The organism is Brevibacterium sp. FME17 (genome assembly GCF_014897515.1).
GTDB lineage: Bacteria > Actinomycetota > Actinomycetes > Actinomycetales > Brevibacteriaceae > Brevibacterium.
Map to the genome: position 1 here is coordinate 44,031 of NZ_JABUYD010000021.1, position 26,021 is coordinate 70,051.

General features: G+C 60.9%; 24 protein-coding genes. 9 read left to right on the plus strand and 15 right to left on the minus strand.

All coding sequences use genetic code 11. The features are described 5' to 3' along the window. Positions 1-322: 322 nt before the first annotated feature. From INT40_RS16310 to INT40_RS16325, 4 genes are read right to left on the minus strand one after another with little or no spacing between them, the layout of a single operon-like run. Entirely contained in the window at positions 323-1,948 is a 1,626-nt protein-coding gene (locus INT40_RS16310; RefSeq protein ID WP_101574393.1) for a cytochrome b, read from the minus strand. Further along, entirely contained in the window at positions 1,945-2,988 is a 1,044-nt protein-coding gene (locus tag INT40_RS16315) for a ubiquinol-cytochrome c reductase iron-sulfur subunit (protein WP_101574394.1), read from the minus strand. Before INT40_RS16315 ends, INT40_RS16310 begins: the two co-directional genes overlap by 4 nt. A 49-nt stretch (positions 2,989-3,037) precedes the next feature. Next, on the minus strand, positions 3,038-3,823 hold the full coding sequence (locus INT40_RS16320; RefSeq protein WP_101574395.1) for a c-type cytochrome: 786 nt from the start codon (positions 3,821-3,823) through the stop codon (positions 3,038-3,040). Positions 3,824-3,880: 57 nt separating this feature from the next. After that, positions 3,881-4,450: a heme-copper oxidase subunit III gene (locus tag INT40_RS16325; RefSeq protein WP_101574396.1), complete on the minus strand. Its 570-nt coding sequence runs from the start codon at positions 4,448-4,450 to the stop codon at positions 3,881-3,883. 295 nt (positions 4,451-4,745) lie between these two features. Here INT40_RS16325 and trpD point away from each other — a divergent pair, with 295 nt between their 5' ends. After that, positions 4,746-5,867, plus strand: coding sequence for an anthranilate phosphoribosyltransferase (gene trpD, locus INT40_RS16330; RefSeq protein WP_101574397.1), 1,122 nt, complete (start codon positions 4,746-4,748; stop codon positions 5,865-5,867). Here the strand turns inward: trpD and INT40_RS16335 are convergent. From INT40_RS16335 to INT40_RS16345, 3 genes are read right to left on the minus strand one after another with little or no spacing between them, the layout of a single operon-like run. Further along, the gene (locus INT40_RS16335) at positions 5,835-7,580 is read right to left on the minus strand and encodes a DEDD exonuclease domain-containing protein (RefSeq protein WP_193096515.1); all 1,746 of its coding nucleotides are present in this window, start codon (positions 7,578-7,580) and stop codon (positions 5,835-5,837) included. The genes trpD and INT40_RS16335 overlap by 33 nt on opposite strands. Before the next feature lie 59 nt (positions 7,581-7,639). Further along, positions 7,640-8,062, minus strand: a complete 423-nt coding sequence (locus tag INT40_RS16340; RefSeq protein WP_193070564.1) for a hypothetical protein — start codon at positions 8,060-8,062, stop codon at positions 7,640-7,642. Positions 8,063-8,091: 29 nt separating this feature from the next. Continuing rightward, the gene (locus INT40_RS16345; RefSeq protein WP_193070563.1) at positions 8,092-8,883 is read right to left on the minus strand and encodes an alpha/beta hydrolase; all 792 of its coding nucleotides are present in this window, start codon (positions 8,881-8,883) and stop codon (positions 8,092-8,094) included. Positions 8,884-8,969: 86 nt separating this feature from the next. On the opposite strand from INT40_RS16345, the gene INT40_RS16350 reads away from it, so the two are divergent. Next, positions 8,970-9,749 (plus strand): lysophospholipid acyltransferase family protein, encoded by a 780-nt coding sequence (locus tag INT40_RS16350; RefSeq protein WP_193096516.1) that lies wholly within the window; start codon positions 8,970-8,972, stop codon positions 9,747-9,749. Positions 9,750-9,988: 239 nt separating this feature from the next. After that, positions 9,989-10,570: a MerR family transcriptional regulator gene (locus INT40_RS16355; protein WP_193070561.1), complete on the plus strand. Its 582-nt coding sequence runs from the start codon at positions 9,989-9,991 to the stop codon at positions 10,568-10,570. Positions 10,571-10,785: 215 nt separating this feature from the next. On the opposite strand, the gene INT40_RS16360 is transcribed toward INT40_RS16355, so the two are convergent. Beyond that, the gene (locus tag INT40_RS16360) at positions 10,786-11,601 is read right to left on the minus strand and encodes a ParA family protein (RefSeq protein WP_193096517.1); all 816 of its coding nucleotides are present in this window, start codon (positions 11,599-11,601) and stop codon (positions 10,786-10,788) included. Positions 11,602-11,776: 175 nt separating this feature from the next. Here INT40_RS16360 and INT40_RS16365 point away from each other — a divergent pair, with 175 nt between their 5' ends. From INT40_RS16365 to INT40_RS16375, 3 genes are read left to right on the plus strand one after another with little or no spacing between them, the layout of a single operon-like run. Beyond that, positions 11,777-15,178, plus strand: a complete 3,402-nt coding sequence (locus tag INT40_RS16365) for a pyruvate carboxylase (RefSeq protein WP_193096518.1) — start codon at positions 11,777-11,779, stop codon at positions 15,176-15,178. After that, entirely contained in the window at positions 15,171-15,677 is a 507-nt protein-coding gene (locus tag INT40_RS16370; RefSeq protein WP_193070558.1) for a peptide deformylase, read from the plus strand. Before INT40_RS16365 ends, INT40_RS16370 begins: the two co-directional genes overlap by 8 nt. Before the next feature lie 40 nt (positions 15,678-15,717). Then, positions 15,718-16,572 carry a 3-hydroxybutyryl-CoA dehydrogenase gene (locus INT40_RS16375; RefSeq protein WP_193070557.1) on the plus strand — a complete coding sequence of 285 codons (855 nt, stop codon included), beginning with the start codon at positions 15,718-15,720 and terminating at the stop codon, positions 16,570-16,572. Between the two features lie 123 nt (positions 16,573-16,695). Here INT40_RS16375 and INT40_RS16380 read toward each other — a convergent pair whose 3' ends face one another. After that, the gene (locus tag INT40_RS16380) at positions 16,696-17,955 is read right to left on the minus strand and encodes an aminotransferase class I/II-fold pyridoxal phosphate-dependent enzyme (RefSeq protein WP_193096519.1); all 1,260 of its coding nucleotides are present in this window, start codon (positions 17,953-17,955) and stop codon (positions 16,696-16,698) included. 151 nt (positions 17,956-18,106) lie between these two features. On the opposite strand from INT40_RS16380, the gene INT40_RS16385 reads away from it, so the two are divergent. After that, positions 18,107-18,826, plus strand: a complete 720-nt coding sequence (locus INT40_RS16385; RefSeq protein ID WP_319022013.1) for a class I SAM-dependent methyltransferase — start codon at positions 18,107-18,109, stop codon at positions 18,824-18,826. 141 nt (positions 18,827-18,967) lie between these two features. On the opposite strand, the gene INT40_RS16390 is transcribed toward INT40_RS16385, so the two are convergent. Continuing rightward, positions 18,968-19,435 carry an Hsp20/alpha crystallin family protein gene (locus INT40_RS16390; protein WP_193096520.1) on the minus strand — a complete coding sequence of 156 codons (468 nt, stop codon included), beginning with the start codon at positions 19,433-19,435 and terminating at the stop codon, positions 18,968-18,970. 83 nt (positions 19,436-19,518) lie between these two features. Between INT40_RS16390 and INT40_RS16395 the strand changes: the two genes are divergently transcribed. Beyond that, complete coding sequence (locus tag INT40_RS16395; protein WP_193070553.1) at positions 19,519-20,454, plus strand: AEC family transporter; 936 nt, start codon at positions 19,519-19,521, stop codon at positions 20,452-20,454. A gap of 146 nt (positions 20,455-20,600) precedes the next feature. Here INT40_RS16395 and INT40_RS16400 read toward each other — a convergent pair whose 3' ends face one another. After that, positions 20,601-21,116 (minus strand): ferritin, encoded by a 516-nt coding sequence (locus tag INT40_RS16400; RefSeq protein WP_193070603.1) that lies wholly within the window; start codon positions 21,114-21,116, stop codon positions 20,601-20,603. 213 nt (positions 21,117-21,329) lie between these two features. On the opposite strand from INT40_RS16400, the gene INT40_RS16405 reads away from it, so the two are divergent. After that, on the plus strand, positions 21,330-21,611 hold the full coding sequence (locus INT40_RS16405; protein ID WP_193070552.1) for a 4a-hydroxytetrahydrobiopterin dehydratase: 282 nt from the start codon (positions 21,330-21,332) through the stop codon (positions 21,609-21,611). On the opposite strand, the gene INT40_RS16410 is transcribed toward INT40_RS16405, so the two are convergent. The 4 genes from INT40_RS16410 to INT40_RS16425 form a co-directional block, all read right to left on the minus strand. Continuing rightward, positions 21,587-23,035 (minus strand): amidase, encoded by a 1,449-nt coding sequence (locus tag INT40_RS16410; RefSeq protein ID WP_193096521.1) that lies wholly within the window; start codon positions 23,033-23,035, stop codon positions 21,587-21,589. The genes INT40_RS16405 and INT40_RS16410 overlap by 25 nt on opposite strands. Positions 23,036-23,042: 7 nt before the next feature. Further along, complete coding sequence (locus tag INT40_RS16415) at positions 23,043-24,275, minus strand: amidohydrolase (protein WP_193096522.1); 1,233 nt, start codon at positions 24,273-24,275, stop codon at positions 23,043-23,045. Positions 24,276-24,341: 66 nt separating this feature from the next. Next, positions 24,342-25,076 (minus strand): hypothetical protein, encoded by a 735-nt coding sequence (locus INT40_RS16420; RefSeq protein ID WP_193096523.1) that lies wholly within the window; start codon positions 25,074-25,076, stop codon positions 24,342-24,344. A 10-nt stretch (positions 25,077-25,086) separates the two neighbouring features. Further along, positions 25,087-25,833 (minus strand): DUF5058 family protein, encoded by a 747-nt coding sequence (locus INT40_RS16425; RefSeq protein ID WP_193096524.1) that lies wholly within the window; start codon positions 25,831-25,833, stop codon positions 25,087-25,089. Positions 25,834-26,021 lie beyond the last annotated feature (188 nt).

The window sequence follows — 26,021 nt, forward strand, 5'->3', positions numbered from 1 at the left end:
CCAACGCAATGCAGCGCGGCCCTCCTGGAGGCATGAGGTGGCATCGTGACGTGGCTGAATCGGACCGCACTCTGCGACGGCACTGTTCACAGGTGATCCACTCTTCCGCCAGCTGCACCCTGTTTGTGCGCCCGCATTCTCAGACAGACCGGGCACCGTACGGGCATGGCTTCATGGCGTATTGGAAATTCTCTTTGGCCGCCGAGCGGAACTGATGGGAGGGAGAGCCCCGTGGGTACGAAAGAGGGGTCCAGCATTGATGCTGGACCCCTCGATCAATCGCCCGCTTTCTCAGGGCGCCGAGATTGGAACTCTGGCTCGATCAGTGACCGATCTGGTTGTGAGTGTCTGATTCAACCGAATCATGGTGGTGATGCGAGGCTTCGAGCTCCTGCTTCGTCACCGGAGCGACACGGTCTTCGAAGAAGAACTTGGAAAGCTTCGCACGGAACTTCTCGAGTCCGGTGATCTTACCCTCCGCGTTCGGCTCCGCAGGCGTGTACATAGGCGATTCAAATCCTGTCAGCTTCCACAGTTTGTGTGGAGGCAGAGCCTCGTGCCGCTCAAGGAACTCGCCGTGGGGGAGTCGGATGATGTTGGCCGTCTCCCGCCCGTGCAGTGCAATCTCGCGATCCTTGCGCTGCAGGCCGATGCACACACGTTTCGTGATCATGTAGCCGAAGATCGGTCCAAGGAAGAACAGAATTCGGAAAATGTAGATCATGTCGTTCAGTGACATCTGGAAGAACACAGCAACAATATCGCCCGAAGCTGCAGCCCACATGTTGCAGTAGAAGATGATGCCTGCAACACCGATGGCTGTACGCGTCGGGTTGTTGCGTGGACGATCCAAGATGTGGTGCTCGCGCTTGTCCTTCATCAACCAGGACTCGAAGAACGGATAGATGAACATGGCGCCGAAGACACCGCCCATGACAACGACCGCGCTGTTGATATTCAACGAGATCGGCCAACCGGCAATGTAGAACTCGAGCCAACCGGGAACAATGCGCAGGAATCCGTCGGCCCAACCGATATACCAGTCAGGCTGGGTGCCTGCAGACACTGGTGATGGATCATACGGGCCGTAGTTCCAGATCGGGTTGATCGTGAACAGTGCCGAGATCAGTGCCACCAGGCCGAAGATGAGGAAGAAGAATCCTCCTCCCTTCGCTGCGAATGTCGGCAGAACAGGCTCGCCGACCACATTCTTCTCGGTGTTGCCTGCACCGGGGTACTGCGTGTGCTTATGCACGACCACGAACACCAAGTGGATACCGATCAGAGCGATCAGCAGTGCGGGCACGATCATAATGTGGAGCGAATAGAGCCGGGCCACAATGTCATTGCCGGGGAACTCACCGCCGAAGATGAAGAACGACATATACGTTCCGACCAAAGGCAGTGACTTGACGATGCCGTCAATGATTCGCAGACCGTTACCTGACAGGAGATCATCGGGCAGCGAGTAGCCGGTGAAGCCAGCCGCCATACCCATGATGACCAGGAGCACACCGACGATCCAGTTGAGCTCGCGAGGGCGACGGAACGCACCGGTGAAGAACACGCGCAGCATGTGAATGCTGAGTGCGGCAACAAAGAGCAGCGCACCCCAGTGGTGCATCTGGCGGATGAACAGACCGCCGCGGATCTCGAAGGAGATCGCCAAGGTCGAGTTGTACGCCTCTGAGATCTCGATGCCGCGCAGTGGAGCCCAAGGACCTTCGTAGTGCATCTCTCCCATTGCGGGGGTGAAGAAGAAGGTCAGGAACGTTCCGGAGAGGATAACGATGACGAAGCTGTAGAGAGCGACCTCACCGAGCATGAACGACCAGTGGGAAGGAAAGATCTTCCGTCCGAACTCGCGCACGAGGACCGAAGCCCCGACTCGAGTCTCGGCGAAGTTCGCGGCCTTCCCGATGGTGGTTGTGGGTTGTGTAGTACTCATGGGTGATTGATCTCCCAGAACGTAGGACCGACGGGCTCAGGGAAGTCTGACTGCGCGACCAGGTAGCCGTCGCTGTCGACCGAGATCGGCAGCTGCGGCAGTGGACGCTTGGCCGGGCCGAAGATGACCTTGCAGTGTTCGGTCACATCGAACGTCGACTGGTGGCACGGGCAGAGCAGGTGGTGCGTCTGGTGCTCATAGAGTGCAACGGGGCAACCGACATGGGTGCAGATCTTGGAATACGCGACGATGCCGTCGTGCGACCACTCCTTGCGATCCGGATCCTCTTTGAGTTCCTTAGGATCGATGCGCATGAGCAGAACAGCAGCCTTCGCCTTCTCCTCAAGAGGGTGCTCGGCATTCTCTTCGTCGCCGATGCCGGCTGGCAGCACATGGTACGCCGAGCCGATGGTGATGTCGTCTGCCTTGATCGGTCGTTCAGATTCTACCGATGGAATGCCGCCCGGATCCTGGATCAGGCGAACGCCTTTGCCCCAGAGCGTGTTGAACATCTTGTCACCGGGCAGTGGGCCCAGGTCACGGAAGACGAGAACTGCAGGCAGGGGAGCGATGGCCAATGCGGCGATCAGCGTATTGCGCAGGAGAGGGCGTCGGGCGATCCCGGACTCTTCCTTCGCCTGGTGAAGAATCTCCAGGGCGACAGCCTGATCTTCTTCGCTGCCGCCGATGTCGTGGCGCTCGTCGATGCCCTCATGATCACTCATGAGGTTCTTCGCCCACAGCACAGCACCGACACCGATGGAGAACATCGCTACCGCGGCGCCGAGGCCGATGGAGGTGTTGTGGAGTCGAATGCTCTGCATGGTCTCGCCAGGGGTGAACAGGAAGTAGGCGACGATGAACCAGATGGTTCCGACCATCGACAGGACGAACCACAACGCAACCTGGCGTTCGGCGACCTTCGCGGCTTTCGGATCACGGTCAGCGAGCCGGGGCTTGTGTTCCGGCAGCCCCGGGTTCGTGAACCCATTCAACTCCTCGAGCTGGCTGCCGCCGCCGAAGTGGTCTTTCGAGGTCATTGAATTCCCCGTCTTTTCTCGTGGTGGTTACTGAACGACATTGACTGACTCACTTTGCCCTGGATGACAGCCATACTGTCAGTCCGATGACTGCGCTGAGTCCGAAGAACCAGATGAAGAGGCCTTCAGCCACAGGTCCCAGTGATCCCAGCTTGAAGCCACCGGGTGAGGGAGTATCCGAGACCTCTTTGACATAGGCGATCACGTCGCGCTTATCGTCGGGAGTCAGGTTTGCGTCGTTGAAGATTGGCATGTTCTGCGGACCGGTCTGCATGGCTTCGTACATATGCTTCTCGGATACATCCGACAGGTTTGGAGCGTACTTGCCTCGGGTCAGGGCACCACCGGCGCCGACCACGTTGTGGCACATGGCGCAGTTGGTGCGGAAGAGACTGCCGCCGACGGCAGGATCGCCCTTCGACGCGTCGAGGTCCTCGCCCTCAGGTACCGCAGGGCCAGGGCCAAGCGACGCAACGTAGGCAGCGAGCTGAGCCGTCTGCTCCTCATCGAACTGAGGTTCCTTGACACGTGCCTGCGGTCCATTCGCCTGCAGCGGCATGCGTCCGGTTCCGACCTGGAAGTCGACAGCTGCTGCGCCGACTCCGATGAGGCCCGGTCCGGATTTCGAGCCCTCGCCGCTGAGCCCGTGGCATGTTGCACAGTTCGCGGCAAAGAGCTTCTTGCCTTCGTCGACGTCCGATGCGCTGGCTGTATCTGCCTTGGCGCTCGAGGTCTGGGTGAAGAGTGCGTAGGCTCCGCCAGTCATCAGCAGGGCCACCAAGAGCAGCACAACCAGTGCCATTGGATGCCTGCGGCGATCTGCTAAAAGCTTCACGTGATCGTCCTTTGCTTAATATGTTGTGAGTCCGAATGGCCGAGCATCTCGAGCCGACTACTGGAGGAGGTAGATGACTCCGAAGAGACCGACCCAGACGACGTCGACGAAGTGCCAGTAGTAGGACACGCAAATCGCGAATGTGGCCTCATGATGACCGAACTTCTTTGCTCCGTATGCTCGTCCGATCACGAGCAGGAAGCAGATGAGTCCGATGGTCACGTGGATACCGTGGAACCCGGTGGTCAGGTAGAAGACAGAGCCATAGCCATCAGTGTTGATGGCGATGCCCTCGCTGACCAGGGTGGCGTATTCCATTACCTGACCGGAGACGAAGATCGCACCAAGGAGGAAGGTGAGGTAGAACCACTCGACCATCCCCCATTTGGCGATGTTTAACAGAGATCCCGTCCGGCGCGGCCGGAACTTCTCTGCTGCGAAGACGCCCAGCTGGCAGGTAAATGAAGACGACACCAAGATGAGCGTGTTGCCGAGCGCATATGGAATATCGAGGACCTCAGTCTGGGTCTCCCATAATTCCGGCACGACGGATCGAATGGTGAAGTACATGGCGAAGAGCGCGGCAAAGAACATCAGGTCGCTCGCGAGGAACACGATGAAGCCCACCGTGGTCACATTCGGACGATTGACAACCGGATGTGCTGGCGCTGTTTGAGATGCAGTGGCAGTTGACACAACCCCATTATTACTCGTCTCGGGGTAAGTTTTCATCTTTTACCCAGCATTCGGTGAATATTTTTCTACACGATGTAGCGAAACCCTTGATTTGATGCCGGAATCTCGTATTCGGACCGGCTGGCCCCCGCGTGTCGAAGACAGGATAAGATGCCGCAGGTAAGTTCCACCTCGTAGTCACTCGTAGTCAGAGGTGGTGGAAGTCCCTTAAGGAGAGTTCATTCGGATGACGGAGACACCGCGTACGACAGCCACGGAAACACTGGATTCCGGGTTCCGATCCGCATTTCAGGGCGCGACGTACAGCTGGCCCGATCTCCTTATGGCACTCATGCACCAGCAGGATCTCGATGAGACAGCTGCTGCATGGGCGATGGACCAGATCATGTCGGGTCAGACTCCCGATGTGACAATGGCCGCATTTCTCGCGGCCCACCATACGAAAGGTGAGACTGTCGCCGAAATAGCCGGCTTGGTCTCCGCCATGATGGAGCACGCGGTGCGGTTGCCAGGTCTCGAGGACTCCGTCGACATCGTCGGCACAGGCGGTGATCGGGCGAAGACCGCCAACATCTCCTCAACCGCGGCGATGATCATCTCTGCCAGCGGTCAGCGCGTCGTCAAGCACGGTAACCGCGCGACGTCGTCTGCCTCCGGCTCTGCCGATGTGCTCGAAGCTCTCGGAGTTCGCTTCGACATCACGCCGGAACAGACAGGAATCATCGCAAAGGAAGTCGGTCTGGCGTTCTGCTTCGCCAACGTCTTCCATCCCTCGATGCAATTCGTGGCGGCAGTACGTCGTCAGATCAGTGTGCCGACCGCCTTCAACATCCTGGGACCACTGACGAATCCGGCGCGTGCCCGTCACACCGCGATCGGCGTCGCTGATGCCCAGATGGCTCCCCTAGTCGTCGGTACCTTAGCCAAGCGGGGGCACCAGGCGCTCGTATTCCGATCACGCGACGGTCTGGACGAACTGAGCAACACCGACGTCAACGATGTGTGGGAGATTCGACACGGCGAGGTCGAACATATGACGTTCGATGCCTTGGACCTGGGCTTTGAACGCGTCACCAAAAACGATCTGCGCGGTGGCGGGCCCGAGCAGAATGCCGATATCACTCGGTCCGTACTCAACGGGGAGAAGTCGGCGGTACGTGACATCGTCCTCATCAATACGGCAGCGGCGCTCGTCGCAGCCGATGAGTCAGCGGTGGGGAGTCTGACCGAGCGGATGGCGGCGAAGGTCACCATTGCAGAGGAAACGGTCGATGCCGGTCTCGGTGCGAAGAAGCTCGATCAGCTGATCGAGGTCTCACACCGGGTCGCCGAGACGAACCGTTCCTGACTCCTGCGCGTGGAAGTTGGCCCCGGTGCGGGGGAGCGACCAGGCTCCCTCCATCGAGGTCGAGGTCGCGGACTGCAGCCATTGGGCCAGGAGCCGGGTCTCTTCTGGCAGAGGGTCGGATACTGCCGGAAGTCTCCCTGGGGCCTGAACCCATTCCGCGGTCGCACGGATGGCGGTGAAGCTCTCATCTATGCCCCGCGTACCTCGAGTGTGTGCGGCTGCCGCCAGCTTCCCATGTCGGATGACAGCGAGATCGAACCCGCCTTCGGCTCCTGGGCGGTAGGCGAGAACCTCAGGCAGGTCACGCAACGCACGAACAGACTCGGCCCGTGCGGCATTTGAGAGTGCCGCACGCATGGCATCATGGACCTCGGCGGCTGTTTCGTATCTGGCTTCGGTGGCCAGTCTCGCCATGCGCTGTGTACACAGACTGCGCAGCGATGAGAAGTCGCCGTCCATGGCAGCGAACAGCTCCGTGATGTCGGCGAGGTAGGCCTGTTTGTCGGTCACCCCGGCGCAGGGGCCTCCGCATTGGCCGACTTGAGAACTTACACACGGACGGTGAGATGCAATGTTGGCGGCTGTGATCTTCGCCGTGCACCTTTTGACCGGGTACAGGGTATCGAGGAGCTCCTTCACCGCTTGAGCCGTTTTTCGTGACCGGAACGGACCCAGGGGAGTTGCCGGTGACTTCTCCAACGCCGTGTTCGACCGGACAACTGAGAGTCGGGGGTAGGCCTCGTCGCTGAGCACGATCCAGGAATTGCGTTCGGGGTTCTTCGAACGACGGTTATAAGGCGGGGCGAGCTCTCCGATCAGTCGAATCTCTCTGACCTCGGCCTCAAGCGCGTGCACGCACGGAAGGCAGCTGACTTCTTGCGCTGCTGTGATCATCTCGGCCATCCGGCCGCGATTTTCCGAAGCATTGAAGTACCCGCGGACTCGGCGAGCCATATTGCCCGACTTGCCGATATAGAGGACCCGGCGAGTTCCATCGAGGAACATGTAGACGCCCGGTTCTGACGGAACTCCCTTGGCCAGATGCGATTTGGCTTGGCGCTTGGCCCACCCTGCCTGACGCACCGTCGCCAATTCTTCGAGAGTCGTGATGCCGTAGCCGCCGAATCGTTCGAGCACTCGATGCAGAACTTCCCCAGTGGCCTTGGCGTCGGAGAGTGCCCGGTGGTCGGGAGAGACTTCGGTCCCGAAGTGTGCGGCGAGAGTTGAGAGCTTGTGGTTGCGGACCTCATCGCGACTGACCACTCGCCGCGACAGGGTGACGGTATCTAGGACTCTCGGCTGGGGCCAGTGATAGTCGAGCTTCTCGCAGGCTGATCGGAGGAAGCCGATGTCGAAGGGGGCATTGTGTGCAACGAGAACTGCGCCGGCGGAGAACTCGAGGAAGCTGGGCAGCACTGAACGGATGGAAGGTGCATCGTCGACCATCGCATGTGTAATTCCGGTCAGGCGTGCCACAAACGGGCTGATGACCGATTCCTCAGGCTTGACCAAAGATTGGAACTCGCCGAGGACTTCACCGCTGCGGGTCTTGACCGCCCCGATCTCCGTGATCTCCGACTTTCCGGCGGTTGTGCCGGTGGTCTCCAGGTCGACGATGACGAAGGTGACCTCGTGGAGAGGTGTGCCAAGATTCTCGAACGACAGCTGCGAGGACTCGATGGCTGTCGGCGTACGGTCAAACGGGGTGGACATGCTCCCCAGTCTTCCACTCGCTCCTGACACAGAAGGACGTCCGGGATTCGACGGCGGCATCAGACCGACGCGCCGTTGTCTCCGTCAGAGGTTCGGCTCGTCGGGAGATGAAAGAAGAGTCCGACTGCTCCGCCGAGGCAGACGGCGATGCCGATCAGCAGAAACCACCCGGGCAGCGGTCGGAAGAAGATCGCGCCGAGGACCAGCAGCAGGACAGCCCCGAACGTCGCAATCACAGAGAGCACCAGAGTCGGCGAGGCGGTGCGCCAGCCGATGGGCTCGGCCGGTCCGGGTTCCCACCCTTCTTCCTCTTCGAGCCGCTCCCTTACTTCTTCGACGGGCATATCGCCCATGAAAGCGCTGGGTTCGGCAATCTGATTGACGAGATCTTCCCAGTGACTGTCACTGATGCGCGAGGAATCGTCGAGTCGCTCCGATTCCGGAACCTCGTCGCGCCAGTCCTCGTTCTTCTCGTCGTCCATGTTGTCTATCAGCAATCTTCTCGGTGTCTCTATTCCCCGATTCCGGGGGTGTCTGTCGATGCACGGTCGGAGGATGCAACCTTCTGCCCGATCACCTCGGCGATGGTGTGGGCATCGTTGTCCAATGTGGCAACGTGCTTGGACCGACGCAGCGAGAGGATCGTCGGTCGCTGAGGCAGGCGCGACCTCAAGCTCCGGAGAGTACGTGGCCCGACCACGGCGTCACGGCCGGAGACGAAGAGAGTGACTGGGCACTCGATCCGCCAGAGATCTTCGCGCAGAGTCTTCTGTGCAGATGCGAACGAAGCGATGGCGGCGACAGGTGTACGGTCGTAGGCATATTCACAGCGGTCCGGATGCTCGATGTCTCCGGCGATCGCCGGCACCGAGGCGACGAAGTGTTTGAGGGCCGGCAGCAACGGTGTCAGTGGGGAATCGATGTAGAGCGCCGGATTGATGAGGACGAGTTCGTCGGGAGGGGAATCGCCGGCCCCCAGCGCCAATGCCAGTGCACCGCCCATTGACAATCCGGCTACCACCACCCGGGAATGAGTCTGGGACAGTGCTTTCAGCTCTGCCCTCGCTGCGTCGAGCCAATCGGACCAGGTCGTGGCATTGAGGTCCTGCCAACGCGTACCGTGACCAGGAAGCAATGGCACGCTGACACTGATTCCGTACTGACTTATACTCCGTGCGATCGGGAACCACGCGGCAGCAGAACCCGTGATTCCATGGAGAAAGAGCACCGCAGACGAAGAGTCCGGAACAATCTGCCGGTAAGGTGCAGTCGGCACCGATTGTGGTGAGTAGTCGATCTCCATAGCTTCAGCATGGCATGAATATGCGGTGATGGTGTCGATATATGATGTCCGAGGACGACAAAGAGTCGTGACAGGGAAGGGTGCTCGTGTTCTACTGGTTTCTCAAGCGAGTCGTGGCCGGACCCATTCTGCGGATTCTCTTCCGCCCTTGGGTACGTGGGCTGGACAATCTCCCGTCCGATGGGCCTGCGATCATCGCGGGAAACCACAACCACTTCATGGATTCGATCTTCGTGCCTCTGCTGGCACCACGACCGGTCGTCTACCTGGCGAAGAAGGACTATTTCACGGGACGCGGGCTCAAAGGAGCCGTCACCCGCTGGTTCTTCAAACTCAATAATCAGCTGCCGATGGACAGGGCAGGGGGATCCGGGTCCCAGGCATCCCTGGAGTCCGGTCTCAAGGTCCTGCGGGAGGGTAACTCCCTGGGCATCTATCCGGAGGGCACGCGGTCACCGGACGGCAAGCTCTACCGGGGCCGCACCGGTGTAGCACGCCTGGTCCTCGAGTCTGGCGCCCCGGTCATTCCAGTCGCGATCATCGGCACCGACAAGATTCAGCCCCCTGGTCGCCTGATCCCGAAGTTCCGGCGCGTGGGCATAGTATTCGGGTCCTCCATGGACTTCTCCAAATATGAGGGGCTTCCGAACGACAGGTTCCTTCTGCGCTCGGTGACCGACGAGATCATGTACGAGATCATGCGCCTGTCGGGGCAGGAGTACGTCGACAAATACGCATCGAGCGTCAAAACCAAGCTCCTCACCAGTTCCAAGGCAAAGAAGGCAGAGGAACGGAAGCCGGCGGATGAAAAGCCCCAGGGGCCCACTGGTGACACGGGCGACTCAGCACAGCCTGAGACTGACTGAGCGCGTCGCCAACCGGGTTCCGAAACCCGCGTTCGACCATGAATCAGGTGTTCGAATACTGCGATAACGGCGACACGCAGAAATTGTTACCTTGAGGTGTTTGTCCTGGAAGCCCCGGGAGAATAGCTTGGAGATGTTGAATCCCACTGTAGGTTCGCTGAGAAGAGAGCTAGAATGGATATGTTCTCTGCCCTTCAAAGCGACCTCGCTTCCCCCAGGGACTATAAGGAGGAGTCGGTGTGAACCGCTCAAGTCATGAAAGCGTCGAGCCGACGCCAATACCACCAGCCGCCCAAGGACTGTTGTTCGACGACGATCTGCCGGTCCTCGACGAAGAGGCTGGCTACCGTGGTCCAACGGTGTGCAAGGTAGTCGGCATCAGCTACCGCCGCCTCGATTACTGGGCGCGCACCGATCTGGTGACCCCATCGATCCGCAATGCAACGGGATCGGGCAGCCAGCGGCTCTACAGCTTCCGTGACATCCTCGTACTCAAGATCGTCAAGCGTCTCCTCGACACCGGCGTCGGACTGCAGTCGATCCGTACCGCAGTCGACCACCTGCGTTCGCGCGGCGTCCGAGACCTCTCACAGATCACCCTGATGTCAGACGGTGCGAGCGTCTTCGAATGCACCTCGCCCGATGAGGTCGTCGACCTCCTGCAAGGCGGACAGGGTGTCTTCGGCATCGCCGTTGGACGTGTCTGGAACGAAGTCGAAGGCAGCCTCTCGGAACTGCCGAGCGAACGTCTTCCCGAAGACGATTCCGTCAGCATCGAAATGGATGAACTCGCACAGCGAAGAGCTCAGAAACTCGGCTGAAAAGCATGTTGCCCGAATAACGGGCAGTCCCTGAACGGGACACCATGGGGGAATGATGAGTGTGGCCCGTCCGAAATGACGGGCCACACTCATATTCATCAACAGCATCAGGATCTTTAGGGCACTGCAACACGCCTGTACGGCAATGTGCCACGGCAAGCACGTCTTGCCGTGGCACATTCTAGCCCGATGAGACTGGGCGGATGACTGGAAACCTACTGATTATTAGGTGCCTTGCGCGAGCGGATGTTCTCCGAGCGCAGAGCACGTTCCAGCAGTGAGTCGAATGATGTCGCGACTTCTTCTGCTGGCTTCCCGGGCCACGAGTGGATCGGGCGGGCAGAGCCCTGGGCCTGCTGCATCACAGCACGTTCGGCCAGAGGCGGATTGAGCACCAGGGGACCGAACATCTCCCGCATCTCGCTGATGCGGTAGTCATGCTCGTTCGAACCCGCACGAACCCGGTTGACCACGAGCCCCAGAGGCTGAATGTCCGAGGTTCCACGTTGACGCAGTTCGTCGGCAGCTCGAAGCGCGCGATCCGCGGCCGCCACAGAGAACAGGCTGGGCTCGGTCACGACGGCAACCCGATTGCTGGCAGTCCACGCTGTGCGTGTGAGCCCATTGAGGCTGGGCGGACAGTCGATGAGTACGAGCCGATATCCCTGGGCGACGCGACTCAGCGCATCTTCAAGGCGTCGGAGGTACCTCTCTGACAACGAGGGGCGATCGAACTCTGCGGCTCTGGGCGAGCCGGAGATCACATCGAGGTGTCCGAGCTTATCGCCCACCCACCCGGAGGGGATGATCGCCTCGGAGAGGATCTTCTGGGACTTAGGAGCAGCGAGTACATCGGCGATGTCGACACGCGTCGACGTCGGAACATCGAGGCCAGTCGAGGAGTCCGCTTGCGGATCCATGTCGACGACCAAGGTCGGAATCCCCCGGTTGTATGCGGCCGAGGCAAGACCGAGTGTCACGGACGTCTTACCGACTCCGCCTTTGAGGCTGCTGATACTTAGGACAAGCACTCTCCTACGTTAACGTATCCGGCCGCGCTGAGCAGTCACGACCACGCCGGGTGTGGCAGTCGAGTGAAAATGGGACCCCCTGTATTCGAGTGGTCTAGGTCACTGAGTAGAGTAGTTCCTCGACAGCCCGTCGAACATCGCCGTAGAGCGATCGATACAGAAGTGAGAGACACAGATGTTCTCTAAAGTTCTTGTGGCAAATCGTGGAGAGATTGCCGTTCGCGCGTTCCGTGCAGCGTACGAACTCGGTGCCTCCACTGTCGCTGTTTTCCCATATGAGGATCGGAACTCCGAACACCGAATGAAGGCCGACGAGGCCTACATGATCGGAGAGGAAGGGCACCCAGTTCGTGCCTACCTCAGCGTCGAAGAGATGCTGCGCGTCGCGAAGGAATCCGGCGCCGACGCCATCTACCCCGGCTACGGCTTCCTGTCGGAGAATCCGGACCTGGCGCGAGCTTGCCATGAGGCAGGAATCACCTTCATCGGTCCCAAGGCCGATGTGCTCGAACTCGCCGGCAATAAGGTGCAGGCTCTGACGGCCGCACGCAATGCCGGGATTCCCGTACTTGATTCGACTCGCCCCTCAGCCGACATCGCCCAATTGCTGGCCGATGCGGAATCCATGGAGTACCCGCTCTTCGTCAAGGCTGTTGCCGGTGGCGGCGGGCGCGGAATGCGCCGCGTTGGGCAATCTTCACAGCTGGAGGACGCGCTCAAAGCCGCAATGCGCGAGGCTGAGGGAGCTTTCGGGGATCCCACGGTCTTCATCGAACAGGCCGTGCAGCGCCCGCGTCACATCGAGGTTCAGATCCTTGCCGACAATGACTCGAATGCGATTCACCTCTTCGAGCGTGACTGCTCCGTTCAGCGTCGCCACCAGAAGGTCGTCGAGATTGCACCGGCTCCCAACCTGGACCCGGCCATTGCCGACTCACTGCACACAGATGCTCTGAAGTTCGCCGAGGCCTTGGGGTACCAGAACGCAGGAACCGTCGAGTTCCTCCTCGAGACCGATGGTCCACGCAAGGGTCAGCACGTCTTCATCGAGATGAACCCGCGCATCCAGGTCGAACACACGGTCACCGAGGAGATCACGGACATCGACCTGGTCGCCTCTCAGATGCGTGTCGCCTCCGGTGAGACTCTGGCCGAGATCGGCCTGGCCCAGGAAGACATGCGGATCAAGGGCGCAGCCCTCCAATGCCGCATCACCACCGAGGATCCGGCCAACGCCTTCCGACCCGACACCGGAATCATCACTGCCTACCGCTCTGCCGGCGGTGCCGGTGTCCGCCTCGACGGTGGAACCGTCCACGCCGGTGCCGCAGTCAGCGCACACTTCGACTCGATGCTGGTCAAGCTCACCTGCCGTGGACGTGACTTCGAGCAGGCGATCTCTCGTGCACGACGTGCCCTGGCAGAGTTCCGAATCCGCGGCGTTTCGTCGAACATCGGGTTCCTGCGCGCCGTCCTGGAAGATGAGTCCTTCATAGCAGGCGACCTCGCCACCTCATTCATCGAAGAACGCCCACATCTGCTCGACGCTCGCGTCAGCGCCGATCGCGGTTCGAAGATCCTCGACTACTTGGCCGGCGTCACCGTCAACCGTCCCCACGGCGAGCCCGATGTGCGCATCCGTCCAGGGGAGAAGCTTCCCGACATCGACCTCAGCACAGACCCGACACCAGGAAGTCGTGACCGACTCCTCGACGTCGGTCCTGTCGGGTTCGCACAGGCGCTGCGGAACCAGACTCCGTTGGCGGTCACGGACACGACCTTCCGCGACGCTCACCAGTCTCTGCTCGCCACCCGCGTGCGTACCCGTGACCTGCTGGCCGTCGCCGGACATGTCTCCCGGATGACACCGGAGCTGCTGAGCATCGAAGCCTGGGGCGGAGCCACCTACGATGTGGCACTGCGCTTCCTCGGCGAGGACCCCTGGGAACGATTGGCCGCACTGCGCTCTGCTGTGCCCAACATCAACCTTCAGATGCTGCTGCGCGGTCGCAACACCGTCGGTTACACCCCGTACCCGACCCAGGTCACCGACGCCTTCGTCGACGAGGCAGCTCGTACCGGCATCGACATCTTCCGCATCTTCGACGCCCTCAACGACGTCGAACAGATGCGTCCGGCCATCGAAGCGGTCCGCGCCACGAACACCACCGTCGCCGAGGTTGCCCTGTGCTACACCTCCGACATCCTCGATCCGCGGGAAGAGCTTTACACGCTCGACTACTACCTGAAACTCGCCGAAGAGATCGTCGAGGCCGGGGCCCACGTGCTCGCGATCAAGGATATGGCCGGTCTCCTTCGCCCTGCTGCTGCGACGAAGCTCGTCACAGCGCTGCGGGAGAACTTCGACCTGCCCGTCCATGTCCACACCCATGACACTGCGGGTGGTCAGCTGGCCACACTCTGCGCTGCCGCGGCAGCCGGAGCCGACGCAGTCGATGCAGCCTCTGCCGCCATGGCCGGGACCACCAGTCAGCCCAGCCTCTCCGCTCTGGTGGCAGCGTTCGAGAACACCGAACGCGACACCCAGATCAGTCTCAACGCCGTCAGCGATCTCGAACCGTACTGGGAGTCTGTCCGTAAGGTCTATGCACCCTTCGAATCCGGACTGGCAGGACCCACCGGTCGCGTCTACCGGCACGAGATTCCGGGCGGGCAGCTGTCCAACCTGCGCCAGCAGGCCGTAGCGCTGGGCTTGGGGGAGCGGTTCGAGGAGATCGAACGCATGTACGCGGCAGCGGATTCGATCCTTGGCCACCTCGTCAAGGTCACACCCTCGTCCAAGGTCGTCGGAGACCTCGCACTCCACCTCGTCGGTGCCGGCGTCGATCCTCAGGAATTCGCAGAGAATCCCGACAGGTTCGACATTCCGGATTCGGTGATCGGCTTCCTCAGCGGCGACCTCGGTGATCCTCCAGGCGGTTGGCCAGAGCCGTTCCGTACGAAGGCTCTGGCAGGGCGCACACACAAAGCTGTGTCCGAAGACCTCGCACCCGAGGATGCGGCAGCTTTGGAGACGCCGGGCAGCGAACGTCAGGCCAAGCTCAATTCGCTCCTGTTCCCTGGGCCTACCAAGGAATTCGAAGCGATGCGCGCCAACTATGGCGACCTGTCCGTCGTCGAGACCTCGGAATACCTCTACGGCCTGACTGCTGGCGAGGAGCACGCGGTTGAGCTGTCGAAGGGCAAGGATCTCCTGATCGGAGTACAGGCCATCAGCGGCACCGACGAGCGCGGGATGCGATCGGTGATGTTCACCCTCAACGGTCAGCTGCGTCCGCTCCAGGTTCGCGATCATGCGGTCGAAAGTGACGTCAAGGCAGCTGAGAAGGCCGATCCGGCAAACTCAGGTCATGTCGCCAGCCCGTTCGCAGGCGTTGTCACTCTCCAGGTATCAGAGGGTGAACAGGTCGAGGCCGGCGCGACCGTTGCCACGATCGAGGCCATGAAGATGGAAGCCTCCATCACCACACAGATGGCCGGCACGGTCTCGCGCATCGCCATCGGCGACGTTCAGCAGCTCGAAGGCGGCGACCTCGTCGTGGTCATTGGTGGCTGAGCGCGACATCCGCTTGTGGGGCGACCCGGTGCTGCGCAGTATGTGTGCACCGGTGACCGTCTTCGACGAAGGACTCAAGGCACTGGCCCAAGACCTCGTCGACACGTCTCTTCCGGAGGGCCGGGCCGCTGTGGCGGCACCGCAGATCGGCGTGGGCGTGCGGGCATTCGGCTATGACCTCGACGGCCGAACGGGGTATGTCATCAACCCCGAGGTCGTCGAGGTCGGTGGAGAGCTGCGTGACATCGAGGAAGGCTGCCTCTCAGTTCCGGGCCTCTTCTTCCCCACACCGCGCTACGAGTTCGCTCGTGTGCGCGGTGTGGACGCGGAGAACTCACCGGTGGAGATCTCGGGTACAGAGGTCTTCGCACAGATGCTCCAACACGAGGTCGCTCACCTCGATGGTCAGGTCTACGTTCAGACCCTGCCCAAGGAACGTCGACGAGAGGCCATGAAGGCCATCCGCGGCTCAGACTGGTTCCTCGCCAGACAGCCGTGATGCAAATGACGAACAGACACCTCAACAGAAGGAGCAGCAGATGAGCATTCAACGTACCGCCGTCATCGGAAGCGGACTCATGGGAGCCGGCATCGCCGAGGTGCTCGCGAAGTCAGGTCTCGACGTCATCGTCCGCGAGATCAACGACGAAGCATCGGCCGCGGGCCGTGCTCGTATCGAGAAGTCCCTGACTCGCGCCGTCGACAAGGGAAAGCTCGACGCCGAGGCTCGTGATGCGGCCTTGGGCCGACTGCGATTCACCACTGACATCGGCGAACTCGCTGATCGGCAGCTGGTCATCGAAGCCGCGAGTGAGAATGAGGACATCAAGAAGTCGATCTTCGCCGAGCTCGACAAAGTCGTGACCGATCCGGACGCGATCCTAGCCTCGAACACGTCATCGATGCCGATCATCCGGTTCGCACAGTCGACCTCACGTCCGGAGCGAGTGCTCGGGGTTCACTTCTTCAACCCGGCCCCGGTTCAGCCACTCGTTGAGGTCGTGTCCTCCGTCCTCACCTCCGATTCGGTTCGTGACACGGTCACGGAGTTCGTCGCCGAGGTGCTGGGCAAAAACCCGGTCCACGCACAGGATCGTCCCGGATTCATCGTCAACGCGCTGCTCATCCCATACCTGTGCAGCGCGATTCGCATGCTCGAGTCCGGGTTCGCAACGAAGGAGGACATCGATGCGGGAATGGTGGGAGGTTGCGCACACCCGATGGGCCCGATCAAACTGGTCGACCTGGTCGGACTCGACACCTGCCTGTACGCAGCAGAGAGCATCTACTCCGAGACCGGCGATCCTGCTGCCAAACCACCGGTGCTGCTCTCACGCATGGTCGATGCCGGCCTGCTGGGCGTGAAATCCGGTCGCGGCTTCTACGAGTACTGAGGCGCGGCTCGTACAGCACAGCAAAAACGCTGACAGCACAGCCTGAGCTCTGACAGCGCGAGAGAACTCCTGGTCGGTTATTGAAACCGACCAGGAGTTCTTTTGTTGCATTGGCAGTTGGCCTCAGCCCGCCAGGAGCTTCTCGTAGCTGGCGAGCTTCACACAGGCGACGAGACCCTGTGCCGCCAATTCGACGTCCTCGGCGGTGGGCATGGTCGGAGCGATGCGGATGACATTGTTGTGCGGATCCAAACCATAGGGGTGTGTGGCACCGGCAGGAGTCAGCTTGACCCCCGCCTCGGCGGCCAATTTCACGATCCGATCCGCGGTGCCCTCCAACGTGGTCAGAGTGATGAAGTATCCGCCGTCCGGCTGAGTCCACTGAGCCAGATCCTTCCCACCCAGCTCCCGTTCCAAAGTGTCCAGGACAGCGTCGAACTTCGGCGCGATGATCTTCGCGTGCTGACGCATGTGCTCCTCGACTCCAGCAGGGTCTGAGAAGAAGCGCAGATGGCGCAGCTGGTTGACCTTATCGGGGCCGATCGAGATCTTTCCGAGATTCGCCCGGATCCAGTCGCTGGTTTCCGGCCCGGCGCCGAAGAAGGAGACTCCGGCTCCGGCATGTGTGATCTTCGACGTGGATGCGAAGATCCATGGGCGTTCCGGGTGCCCGGCTTCGGCGCAGATGCTGAGGATGTCGAGGACCTCGGGATGCTGCTCGCGCAGGTGGTGGAGCCCGTAGGCGTTGTCCCACAGCAGGGTGAAGTCGGGTGCCGCTGCCGGCATGGCGGCCAGTTCACGCGCTCGCTTCTCCGTGATGGTGATGCCTGTCGGGTTCGAGTACATGGGCACCAGCCACATGCCTTTGACCGTCTCGTCTTCGGCCAGACGCTGTGCCTCTGCGACGACCGGGCCTTCGGCGTCCATGGGAATGCTGAGGAGTTCGAATCCCAGAGACTCGGCCAGGGTGAAATGACGGTCATAGCCGGGGACCGGGCAGATGAGTTTGTGCGGGCTCTGGCCCCAGGGACGTGAGTCTCCGACGGTTCCGTGCAGCAGGGCAGAGGTCAGCGCCTGCGCCATAAGAGTCAGGGATGCATTGCCGCCTACTAACAGCTGATCCGAGGGTACCTTGAGCAGGGGAGAGAAGAGTTCGCGCAGCTCGATGATTCCGTCCAGGCCGCCGTAGTTGCGGGTATCGACGCCCCCTGGAGTCATGACGTCATCCCCGGTCACTGCGTTCAGAAGATCTGCCGACAGATCGAGTTGCGCGCTTGCCGGCTTGCCTCGGGTGATATCGAGTTTCAACCCGCGCGAAGCGAATTGTTCATAGGCGCGAGAAGCGCTCTCCAGCTCTGCCTGCAGCTCGGACGTGGGGGACATCGATGCTCCTTGTCACTGTTGTTTGACCGGTAGAACCATCTTAGTCACTTCCTGACATCTGTGCGGCCCGGGACCGCGCACCAGAGGGTGGTTGGGGACGAGTTAGAGTTGACCACGATCAATGAACTTCACGAGTCAGGATGGGCGAACTGTGAGACCACGTGCGCAGGCAGCTCATGGGCGCAGCTTCGGTCAGCTGGCGGGCCTCTACGACGAGGTGCGTCCACATTACCCCGCTCTTGCCATCGACCTGGCGACCACGAGCTGGATGGGTCTCGACGTCTGTGACCTGGGCGCGGGAACCGGCATCCTCAGCAATTCACTGCTAGAGCGCGGCGCGAATGTCACCGCCGTCGATCCCGACGAGGCGGCCCTGGCGAACAATCCTGCGCGCGGTCTCGTCGGCAGCGCCGAGGATACGGGCCTACCGGAAGCCAGCGTCGATGTAGTGAGCGTGGCACAGGCCTGGCACTGGTTCGACGAACCATCTGCTGCCGCCGAGATTGCACGAATCCTTCGGCCGGGTGGCCACCTGGTCATCCTCATCAACCAGCTCGATGTGCGCTTCGAATGGGTGCTGCGTCTGAGTCGGATCATGCACGCCGGCGACGTGTACCGCCCCGCATACCGTCCGAGTCCCGCAGGTTTCGATCTCATCAACCATGAACTGGTTGAGTTCACCACACCACTGACCGTCGACGGCATCATCGATCTGGCTCGGACACGCTCCTATTGGCTGAGGTCGAATCAGGCGACCAGGGACCGGGTCGAGTCGAATCTGCGCGAATACTTCACTCTCGAACATCCCGTAGATGGGGAGCTGGAACTTCCGTACATGTGCCTGGCATATGTTCTTCAGGTGGCTGGCTGAGCCAGGGCAATCATCGGGGCGTCTGCCGTGTCTGCGCGTCCAACCACAAGACCTGCGTGCCTACCAACGAGAAGCGGGCCGCACCCCATGGTACGGCCCGCTTCTACAGGTTGAGTCACCCGAAATGGCTATGCCTTCTGATCAGGCTTTGGCCGGATCCTCATCCTGTGCTGGCGAGGTTTCGACAACCTCGGTGACTCTGGTCGTCGGGTTTGAGTGTGAGACGGTGATCTTGCGTGGCCGAGCTTCCTCAGCCACGGGGATGGTCAGCGACAGCACGCCGTCCTGGTAGTCAGCCTGGATCCGGTCGAGTGCGACCCTGTTGCCCAGGGTGAGCTGGCGGGCATAGGTGCCGGTTGTCCGTTCCCGGGTCAGCCACTTCACATCCTTGTCCGCGACTTCGGACTGTCGCTGAGCGCGAACTGTCAGCGTGCGATCCTCGACGTCGACATCGATGCTGGAAGGGTCAACACCGGGCATATCGATACGTGCGACGAAGACCTCTCCATCGCGGTAGAGATCCATGGGAAGCGAAGTGGAGTTCGGGGTGCGAGTCACTTCCGAGAAGAATCGATCGAGGTCACGGATGGGGTCAAAACGTGTAGCCATGAGCTTCCTTTCGTTGGGTCGTTACATTGAGTCAAACACACTCAACTTTGAAATGATTCCCTGCTCATGAAATTCTCAGTCTCGTGAGTCTGGTTCCGGTTCTTCTCGCCCTTATTCCTGTCGCTGCTCTGATCCTCGGGGGCAGCGCACTCAAACGACTCCCAGGTTTCACCAACGCCGAATTCTGGTCAGGGGCAGAGAAACTCGCCTATTTCGTCCTATTGCCGGTGCTGCTGTTCTCCTCGGTCGCAGAGCTGAGCGTCGCACATGTTCCGCTTGGGCGCCTGGCGATCGGCCTTATCGCGCCGACAGCGGTCGTCTCCGTCCTGATCATTGTGCTGCGGCGCCGCGTGGCACGTGATCTGCCGTCCTTCACGTCTGTGCTGCAGGGTGGGATCCGCTTCAACACGTATATCGGCCTGTCGATATCAGCCAGCCTGTTCGGGGCCGAAGGTAGCGCCCTGGCGGCCATCGTGGCGGCGATCCTGGTGCCCACGGTGAACATCGTGTCCAGCCTCGGTTTCGAATTTCTGCGTACCGGGTCCAGCTCAGCTGTAGGGATCGTGCGCGTCGTCGTGACGAATCCCCTGGTCATCGGCTGTGCTGCTGGAGGACTGTTCAATCTCACCGGGGCGCAGGTGCCCGACGTCGTCGATTCGATCCTGTCGCCGCTGGCGGCCGCGGCCCTGCCGATCGGCCTGCTGTGCGTCGGCGCGGGCCTGCGACGGTTCCCGCTGCGGACTCATCTGGCTGCAATGATCAATTCCACCGTCGCCAAGCTCATCGTCCTGCCTGCGGTGACCTTGCTCGTCCTGGTTCTGCTCGACGTTCCCTCCACGCCTGCCTTGATCGCGATGATCTTCCAGTCGATCGCCACGGCAAGCTCCGGCTATGTGATGGCCCGCCAGCTCGGTGGAAACTCGGAGCTGATGGCCGCGCTCATCGCGGTCCAGACGGCCGTGATGCTGCTGACTCTTCCCTTCGTGCTGCTCATCTCTCAGGCTGTGCTCGGAGGCTGAGCAGATGTCCTCGGTTGGCCAGAACTTTCCAGAGCCTTGGGGAGGACGAACAACAGCGAGCGGCCGAACCCCGTGTGGGGTCCGGCCGCTCGCTGTATCTGCGACGGTGACTTTTAGGTCATTCGTCGCTGCTCATGATCATTTGGTCACTCGTTGTCAGCCTTGATTTCTGGGTGACGTGATCCGAGTTCGGAGTCGATCCGGAGCAGTCCGGATCCGCTGTCGCCGACGTGATCCAGGCGGCCGATGATCTCGGAGATGGTTGATTCCTCTTCGACCTGCTCGTCGATGAACCAGTGCAGCAGCGGCAGAACGTCGAGGTCGCCCTCGGTCTGCGCGGTGCGGTAGAGGTTGCGGATCGATTCGGAGACCTTCTCCTCATGGGCCAAGGCTGCCTTGAAGTAGTCAATGGGCTGCGAGCCCGAGACCTTCGGCGCAGCGATGTCACCGATCTGCGGAGCGAAGTCGCGATCCTGGCAGTGCTGGATGAACTTCGCGGCGTGGACCTGTTCCTCTTCGGCCTGCGCACGCATCCAGCGTGTCATTCCGGGGAGGTCGTGATCATCAAGCTGGATGGACAGCTGCAGGTAGACCATCGACGCCTCGAGTTCGAGGGTGACCTGCTCGCCGAGTACCTTCTGCATTGCGGGGCTCAACTGCATATGTTTCTCCTTCGCGATACGAGACGGATTGGTTCCGTCTTTATGTTCCATAGCCTGACACCTTTTCTAGAATGGTTCCAGTGTGGGAAGGCTCGGCAAACAATGCTGAGGCATGGCATACCTGACCTAGGTTTACCTGACCCAGCCGATTCGGCGAGTTTGCCGATCCCATGACCATGGACACCGCGCGGTCAGCGGTGCCAAGCTGGATCCATGCAGGATCGAATCGACGAACTCACACAATGGCAATCAGCTGACGATGCTCTCCACGCACGGTTCCTGACTGGATCCTTCGTCAGTGGAGTGACCTTCATCAACGCTATTGCCGACGCCGCGGAAGCCGCAGGGCACCACCCGGATGTGGACCTGCGATTCCCGCACGTTGACATCTCGTTGACCACCCATGACGCCGGGTCGATCACCGACAAGGACATCGATCTGGCCACCGAGATCTCCCAGATCGCACGGGCTCAGGGCATCGACGCAGACAACTGAGGACGGCGGCGATGGAACTGCGTCACTGCTTCGAAGGCATGTGCCATGCGCAGGAGATCCACGTCGGCACCCGGCTTCGCGACGAGCTGGACACCGACCGGCAGGCCTGACTGCGAGAAGCCGGCCGGCACGGAGATGGCAGGACACCCAGTAGCCGAGATCAGACACAGAGCTCGCATCCAGTCGAGATAGTTCTCGAGTCCCACCCCGTTGATCTCCGTGGGGTATTCGATGCCCGCGTCGAAGGGGAGAACCTGGCAGGTGGTGAGTACCAGCAGATCGTGCCCCCCGAAGAAGCGTTCGACCTCGCCGTGGAGACGGGCGCGCGCACGATCAGCAGACACCACCTCGGTGCCGGTCAGGTTCAGTCCCATCTGGATGTTCCAGACCACAGAGTCCTTGATCTGGTCTGAGTGCTCTTCGAGCAATGGACCCCAGGAATGGACGAAGTCAAGGGCACGACGGACATTGAAGACCTCATCGGCATCGCCGAGGTTGGGGATCGTGTCGAGGACATCGGCGCCCAGTGAGGAGAACACGTTCGCCGTGTCTGCCACGATCTCGTGGACTTCGGTTTCAAGCGGGAGCAACCCGTTGAGATCTGGGCTGAACCCGATCTTCACGCCGTTCAGATCAGGTTCGATGTCGGTACCCAGACCGAACTCGGGGAGATCGAAGACGCTGCCGGGTTCGCCGATCGAACGCGGGCCACCCGGCTGCGGTCCAGCCGTCGCGCTCATCGTCAGCGCCACATCGGAGACCGTGCGGGCCATGAATCCACTCTGCGCCAACCATGCGAACGGATTGCCCGGCAACGTATGCGGAATTCGTCCGTTCGAGGGGCGAAAACCCACCACATTGTTGAACGACGCGGGGGAGCGCAGCGAGCCTCCCATGTCCGAACCGTCTCCGGAGGCTTGGATACCCGATGCCTGGACAGCACCGACTCCTCCGGAAGACCCCGAAGCCGATTTGGATGTGTCATAGGGGTTGAGAGTGGTGCCGAAGACCGGGTTGAAGGTGTGTGAGCCCGCCGCGAATTCCGGCACGTTCGTCTTGCCCGTGGTGTTGACTCCGGCAGCCTTGAGGCGGGAGATGATCAGTGAATCCGACTCCGGAATACGATCGGCCATGATCGTCGAACCCCAAGTCGTGCGCAGACCTGCGGTGTCGTGTGTGTCCTTGTGAGTCATCGGCACCCCATGCAGAGGACCGATCGGCTCGCCCTTGGCCACTGCTCGGTCAGCGGCATCTGCCCGTGCCGCAGCGGCCTCATCGTCTCGGGTCACGACCGCGTTGATCGCCGGGTTGATCGCATCGATGCGTGCCAAATGATCACTGAGTGCTTCCCGGGCGGAGATCTCCTTCGTCGCGATCTTCTTCGCCAGTTCGCGTGTGGACAGCCAGCGCAGTTCCTCGCTCATCGTCACCTCACTTCCCGACCGTGCTGAGGACGGCGCTCAGCGCCGCGCGAATACCGGTCTCCAGTGTGGTCTCGACATCGTCGGGGGCGAAGAACGGTGAATGATTGCCTGCTGGGGGTTCATCACCGTCGAATTTGGCGGGGGAGTAGCCTCCGAAGAACCAGTACACATAGGGAACATCGATGTCGTCGCCGAAGGCGCCGAAGTCCTCGCTGCCTGTGACGGCTTGATCCAGGTGCACCTGCTCCTCGCCGAGCTCAGATCCGAGGGCTTCGAGGAACAGGTCCGTGGTAGCAGGATCGTTGTAGCAGCGCGGGAAGCGATACATGTCTTCGACGAGCGGTTCGGGTGCTCCGGAGGCCTGAGCCTCGGCGCGGATGATCCGTTCGACACGGTCGAGTACGACCGCGCGGACCTCCTCGTTGAAGGTACGGATGTTGAGTTTGAATTCCGCGGAGTCGGGAATGATGTTCTCCTTCAGCCCACCGTGGAAGGTGCCCACTGTGACCACAGCCATATCGCGACCCGAGATCTCACGCGACACGATGGACTGGAGCCTGGTGATCATATAGGCACCGAGGACGATCGGATCGACCGCGCTCTCGGGTTGCGAACCGTGGGCCTGCTTGCCCTTGACAGTGACTTTGATGCAATCGGACATCGCCATGGCAGTTCCCTTAGCCACGTAGATGTGTCCCGCCTTGCCGGGCCACACATGCTGACCGTAGATGACCTCTGGCTTGACGATCGAATCCCAGAGACCATCGTCGAGCATCGCCCGCGCGCCCTCCCCGGTCTCTTCACCGGGTTGGAAGATCATCACCACGCTTCCCGACCACAGATCCTTGTGTTCGACGAGGTAGCGGGCCAGATACAGTCCTACGGTGATGTGTGTGTCGTGGCCGCAGCCGTGCATCACCTTGGTGGTCGACCCGTCGGGCAGAGTCCCCTCCACGGTCGATGCGTAGTCGTAGCCGGTGTCCTCAGTGATCGGCAGGCCGTCTGTGTCGGCACGGTAGGCGACAACCGGGCCCTGGCCGTTCTCGATGACGCTGACGATGCCTGTGCCGCCGAAGGTGTACGTCTCCAAGCCGAGCGCTTTGAGCTTCGACGCAATTGTTGCAGCCGTCTGGGTCTCCTGCATCGACAGCTCAGGTGTGCGATGGAAGTCCTTGTAGTCGGCAACCGTCTGCGCGAGATTCGCAGAAATCGTGTTCCGGAGGGTGGTGTTGAGCGACATGATGTCCTTTCACGGTGGGTGTCTTCGATGATCTCAGGTATTGGGTACTGATGTGCCAGGCGATCGTCAGTTGATTCCGACGTTGTCGCCGTCTGCCGGCCCCTTCTTGTCGGTCATGGCCTTGTTGCGTGTGAACCAGGTGATCGCAATCGTCAAGATGACGACGATGGCGACGTCCCCGGAGGCCAGGATCGGGACGAGCGGAATGAGGACGAGGATGACAAGAGCGGCCGCGCCCAAGGCGATGAGTGTGGATTTTACCTGGCGGAGTGAGGCGATGAGCTGGACCGTGACTCCACCGAGGATGGCGGGCAGGATATAGAGCTTGGCCACGAGTGTCACCAGCTCGGGGATGATCGAGACCAACCAGGTACCGAGGATGCCGACGAAGAGCACCATGGAGGCCACGTGGATCAGTGCCGCACCGCAGATAGCCATGGTGGCCGCGTATTCGCCCTTGCGTGTGCCCGGCTTCACTCCGAGCGTGTCCTGGGCGACGATCGCCGAGGGCAGCAGCTTGTTCGAGATGTTGCCAATCAGGAATGCCTGGTACATGCCTGCTGGTCCCAGGATCGGGAAGTAGGTCAGCGGCTCGACGACGTAGAAGACACCGTAGACGGCGAAGACGGCAAGGAAGCCCTTGAAGATCTCCCCGAAATTGACGTTCGCATCGGCAACGAACAGGAGATAGAAGGGCACCGAGGTGGCGATGAGAAACCCGATGAAGAGCGTGAGAGAACCCCATTTGGTCGTCGTCCGCTCAAAGGCTGCGTGTGAAGGTGACGTGATGATGTTGGACATGATGTTCTCCTCAGGCTTCGGGGGCGCCGAGGCCGGCGTAGTGGGCGAAGTAGGACGCGATGAGTCCCACAAGCAAGGAGATTCCGAGTCCCCATTCCTTGAGCCACGGCTGTTTCAGGGTCTTGGCGAGGAAGAGACAGATCGTCATCACCACTGCAGACACGAGGATCGCGATGACATGTGTCGGTGACTTCGGAAGCTCCCGGAACGTCAGCGCCGCGAATGCTGCGAGCAGGGCTGCACCGGGAACGATGGACATCAGCGCAGGGTTGACCTTCTCCAGCTTGTGAGAGCTGCGTTTGAACACGGGAGTCAGAATCAGGGTGGAGATCATCCAGCCGGCGCCTGAGATGCTCATGGCCATGAGCGCAACGATGAAGACGCCGCGGGTGAATGTCTCATCGCCGAGACTCGAGCCCATGGTGCCTGCCGCGATCGAGGCCGAAGCGACCTCTGTGGCTGCGGAGCCGATGAGCCCGACACGTACCACAACCGGGGGAGTGCCGAACAGGGGCAACAGGGCGATGGCAACAAGAACCACGGAGAGAGACGGCCCGATCGCTGCGACTCCGCCCGCCCTGAAGGCGGACCTGACCTCGTGTTGGCTCATTCCCGCCGACTCGGCGTTCTTCTTCACCGCATTCATATAGATCAATGACTGGACCACGACGACGCCCATGACTGCCATTGCCAGAATCCAGAGAACGGGGGCATTCGCGAGACCGAGATAATCGGCCGATCCACTTGCCATCACCATAACGGGGCTTCTCACTTCCTTGTCGGAGTTGCTCACAGCGACCGGGCTACCTCGTTGTTGCCCGCACCGCTGGTGTCAGTAACTTATCCCGAGGCACACCCCAAAAGATGCTCTTTACCGAGACTTCCCGATTCGGAAGTTTTCAAGTCAAGCGGTACCAAGGTGAGTGAAGCGACGGTTAAGCGGCT

What these genes read in the sequence shown, in the direction of transcription:
- INT40_RS16315 (WP_101574394.1), bottom strand. Translation starts at nt 2,988, where the DNA reads ATGACCTCGAAAGACCACTTCGGCGGCGGCAGCCAGCTCGAGGAGTTG.
- INT40_RS16335 (WP_193096515.1), bottom strand. Translation starts at nt 7,580, where the DNA reads ATGTCCACCCCGTTTGACCGTACGCCGACAGCCATCGAGTCCTCGCAG.
- INT40_RS16405 (WP_193070552.1), top strand. Translation starts at nt 21,330, where the DNA reads ATGCAGGATCGAATCGACGAACTCACACAATGGCAATCAGCTGACGAT.
- INT40_RS16400 (WP_193070603.1), bottom strand. Translation starts at nt 21,116, where the DNA reads ATGCAGTTGAGCCCCGCAATGCAGAAGGTACTCGGCGAGCAGGTCACC.
- INT40_RS16340 (WP_193070564.1), bottom strand. Translation starts at nt 8,062, where the DNA reads ATGGACGACGAGAAGAACGAGGACTGGCGCGACGAGGTTCCGGAATCG.
- trpD (WP_101574397.1), top strand. Translation starts at nt 4,746, where the DNA reads ATGACGGAGACACCGCGTACGACAGCCACGGAAACACTGGATTCCGGG.
- INT40_RS16375 (WP_193070557.1), top strand. Translation starts at nt 15,718, where the DNA reads ATGAGCATTCAACGTACCGCCGTCATCGGAAGCGGACTCATGGGAGCC.
- INT40_RS16425 (WP_193096524.1), bottom strand. Translation starts at nt 25,833, where the DNA reads ATGGTGATGGCAAGTGGATCGGCCGATTATCTCGGTCTCGCGAATGCC.
- INT40_RS16390 (WP_193096520.1), bottom strand. Translation starts at nt 19,435, where the DNA reads ATGGCTACACGTTTTGACCCCATCCGTGACCTCGATCGATTCTTCTCG.
- INT40_RS16310 (WP_101574393.1), bottom strand. Translation starts at nt 1,948, where the DNA reads ATGAGTACTACACAACCCACAACCACCATCGGGAAGGCCGCGAACTTC.
- INT40_RS16365 (WP_193096518.1), top strand. Translation starts at nt 11,777, where the DNA reads ATGTTCTCTAAAGTTCTTGTGGCAAATCGTGGAGAGATTGCCGTTCGC.
- INT40_RS16410 (WP_193096521.1), bottom strand. Translation starts at nt 23,035, where the DNA reads ATGAGCGAGGAACTGCGCTGGCTGTCCACACGCGAACTGGCGAAGAAG.
- INT40_RS16420 (WP_193096523.1), bottom strand. Translation starts at nt 25,076, where the DNA reads ATGTCCAACATCATCACGTCACCTTCACACGCAGCCTTTGAGCGGACG.
- INT40_RS16380 (WP_193096519.1), bottom strand. Translation starts at nt 17,955, where the DNA reads ATGTCCCCCACGTCCGAGCTGCAGGCAGAGCTGGAGAGCGCTTCTCGC.
- INT40_RS16415 (WP_193096522.1), bottom strand. Translation starts at nt 24,275, where the DNA reads ATGTCGCTCAACACCACCCTCCGGAACACGATTTCTGCGAATCTCGCG.
- INT40_RS16345 (WP_193070563.1), bottom strand. Translation starts at nt 8,883, where the DNA reads ATGGAGATCGACTACTCACCACAATCGGTGCCGACTGCACCTTACCGG.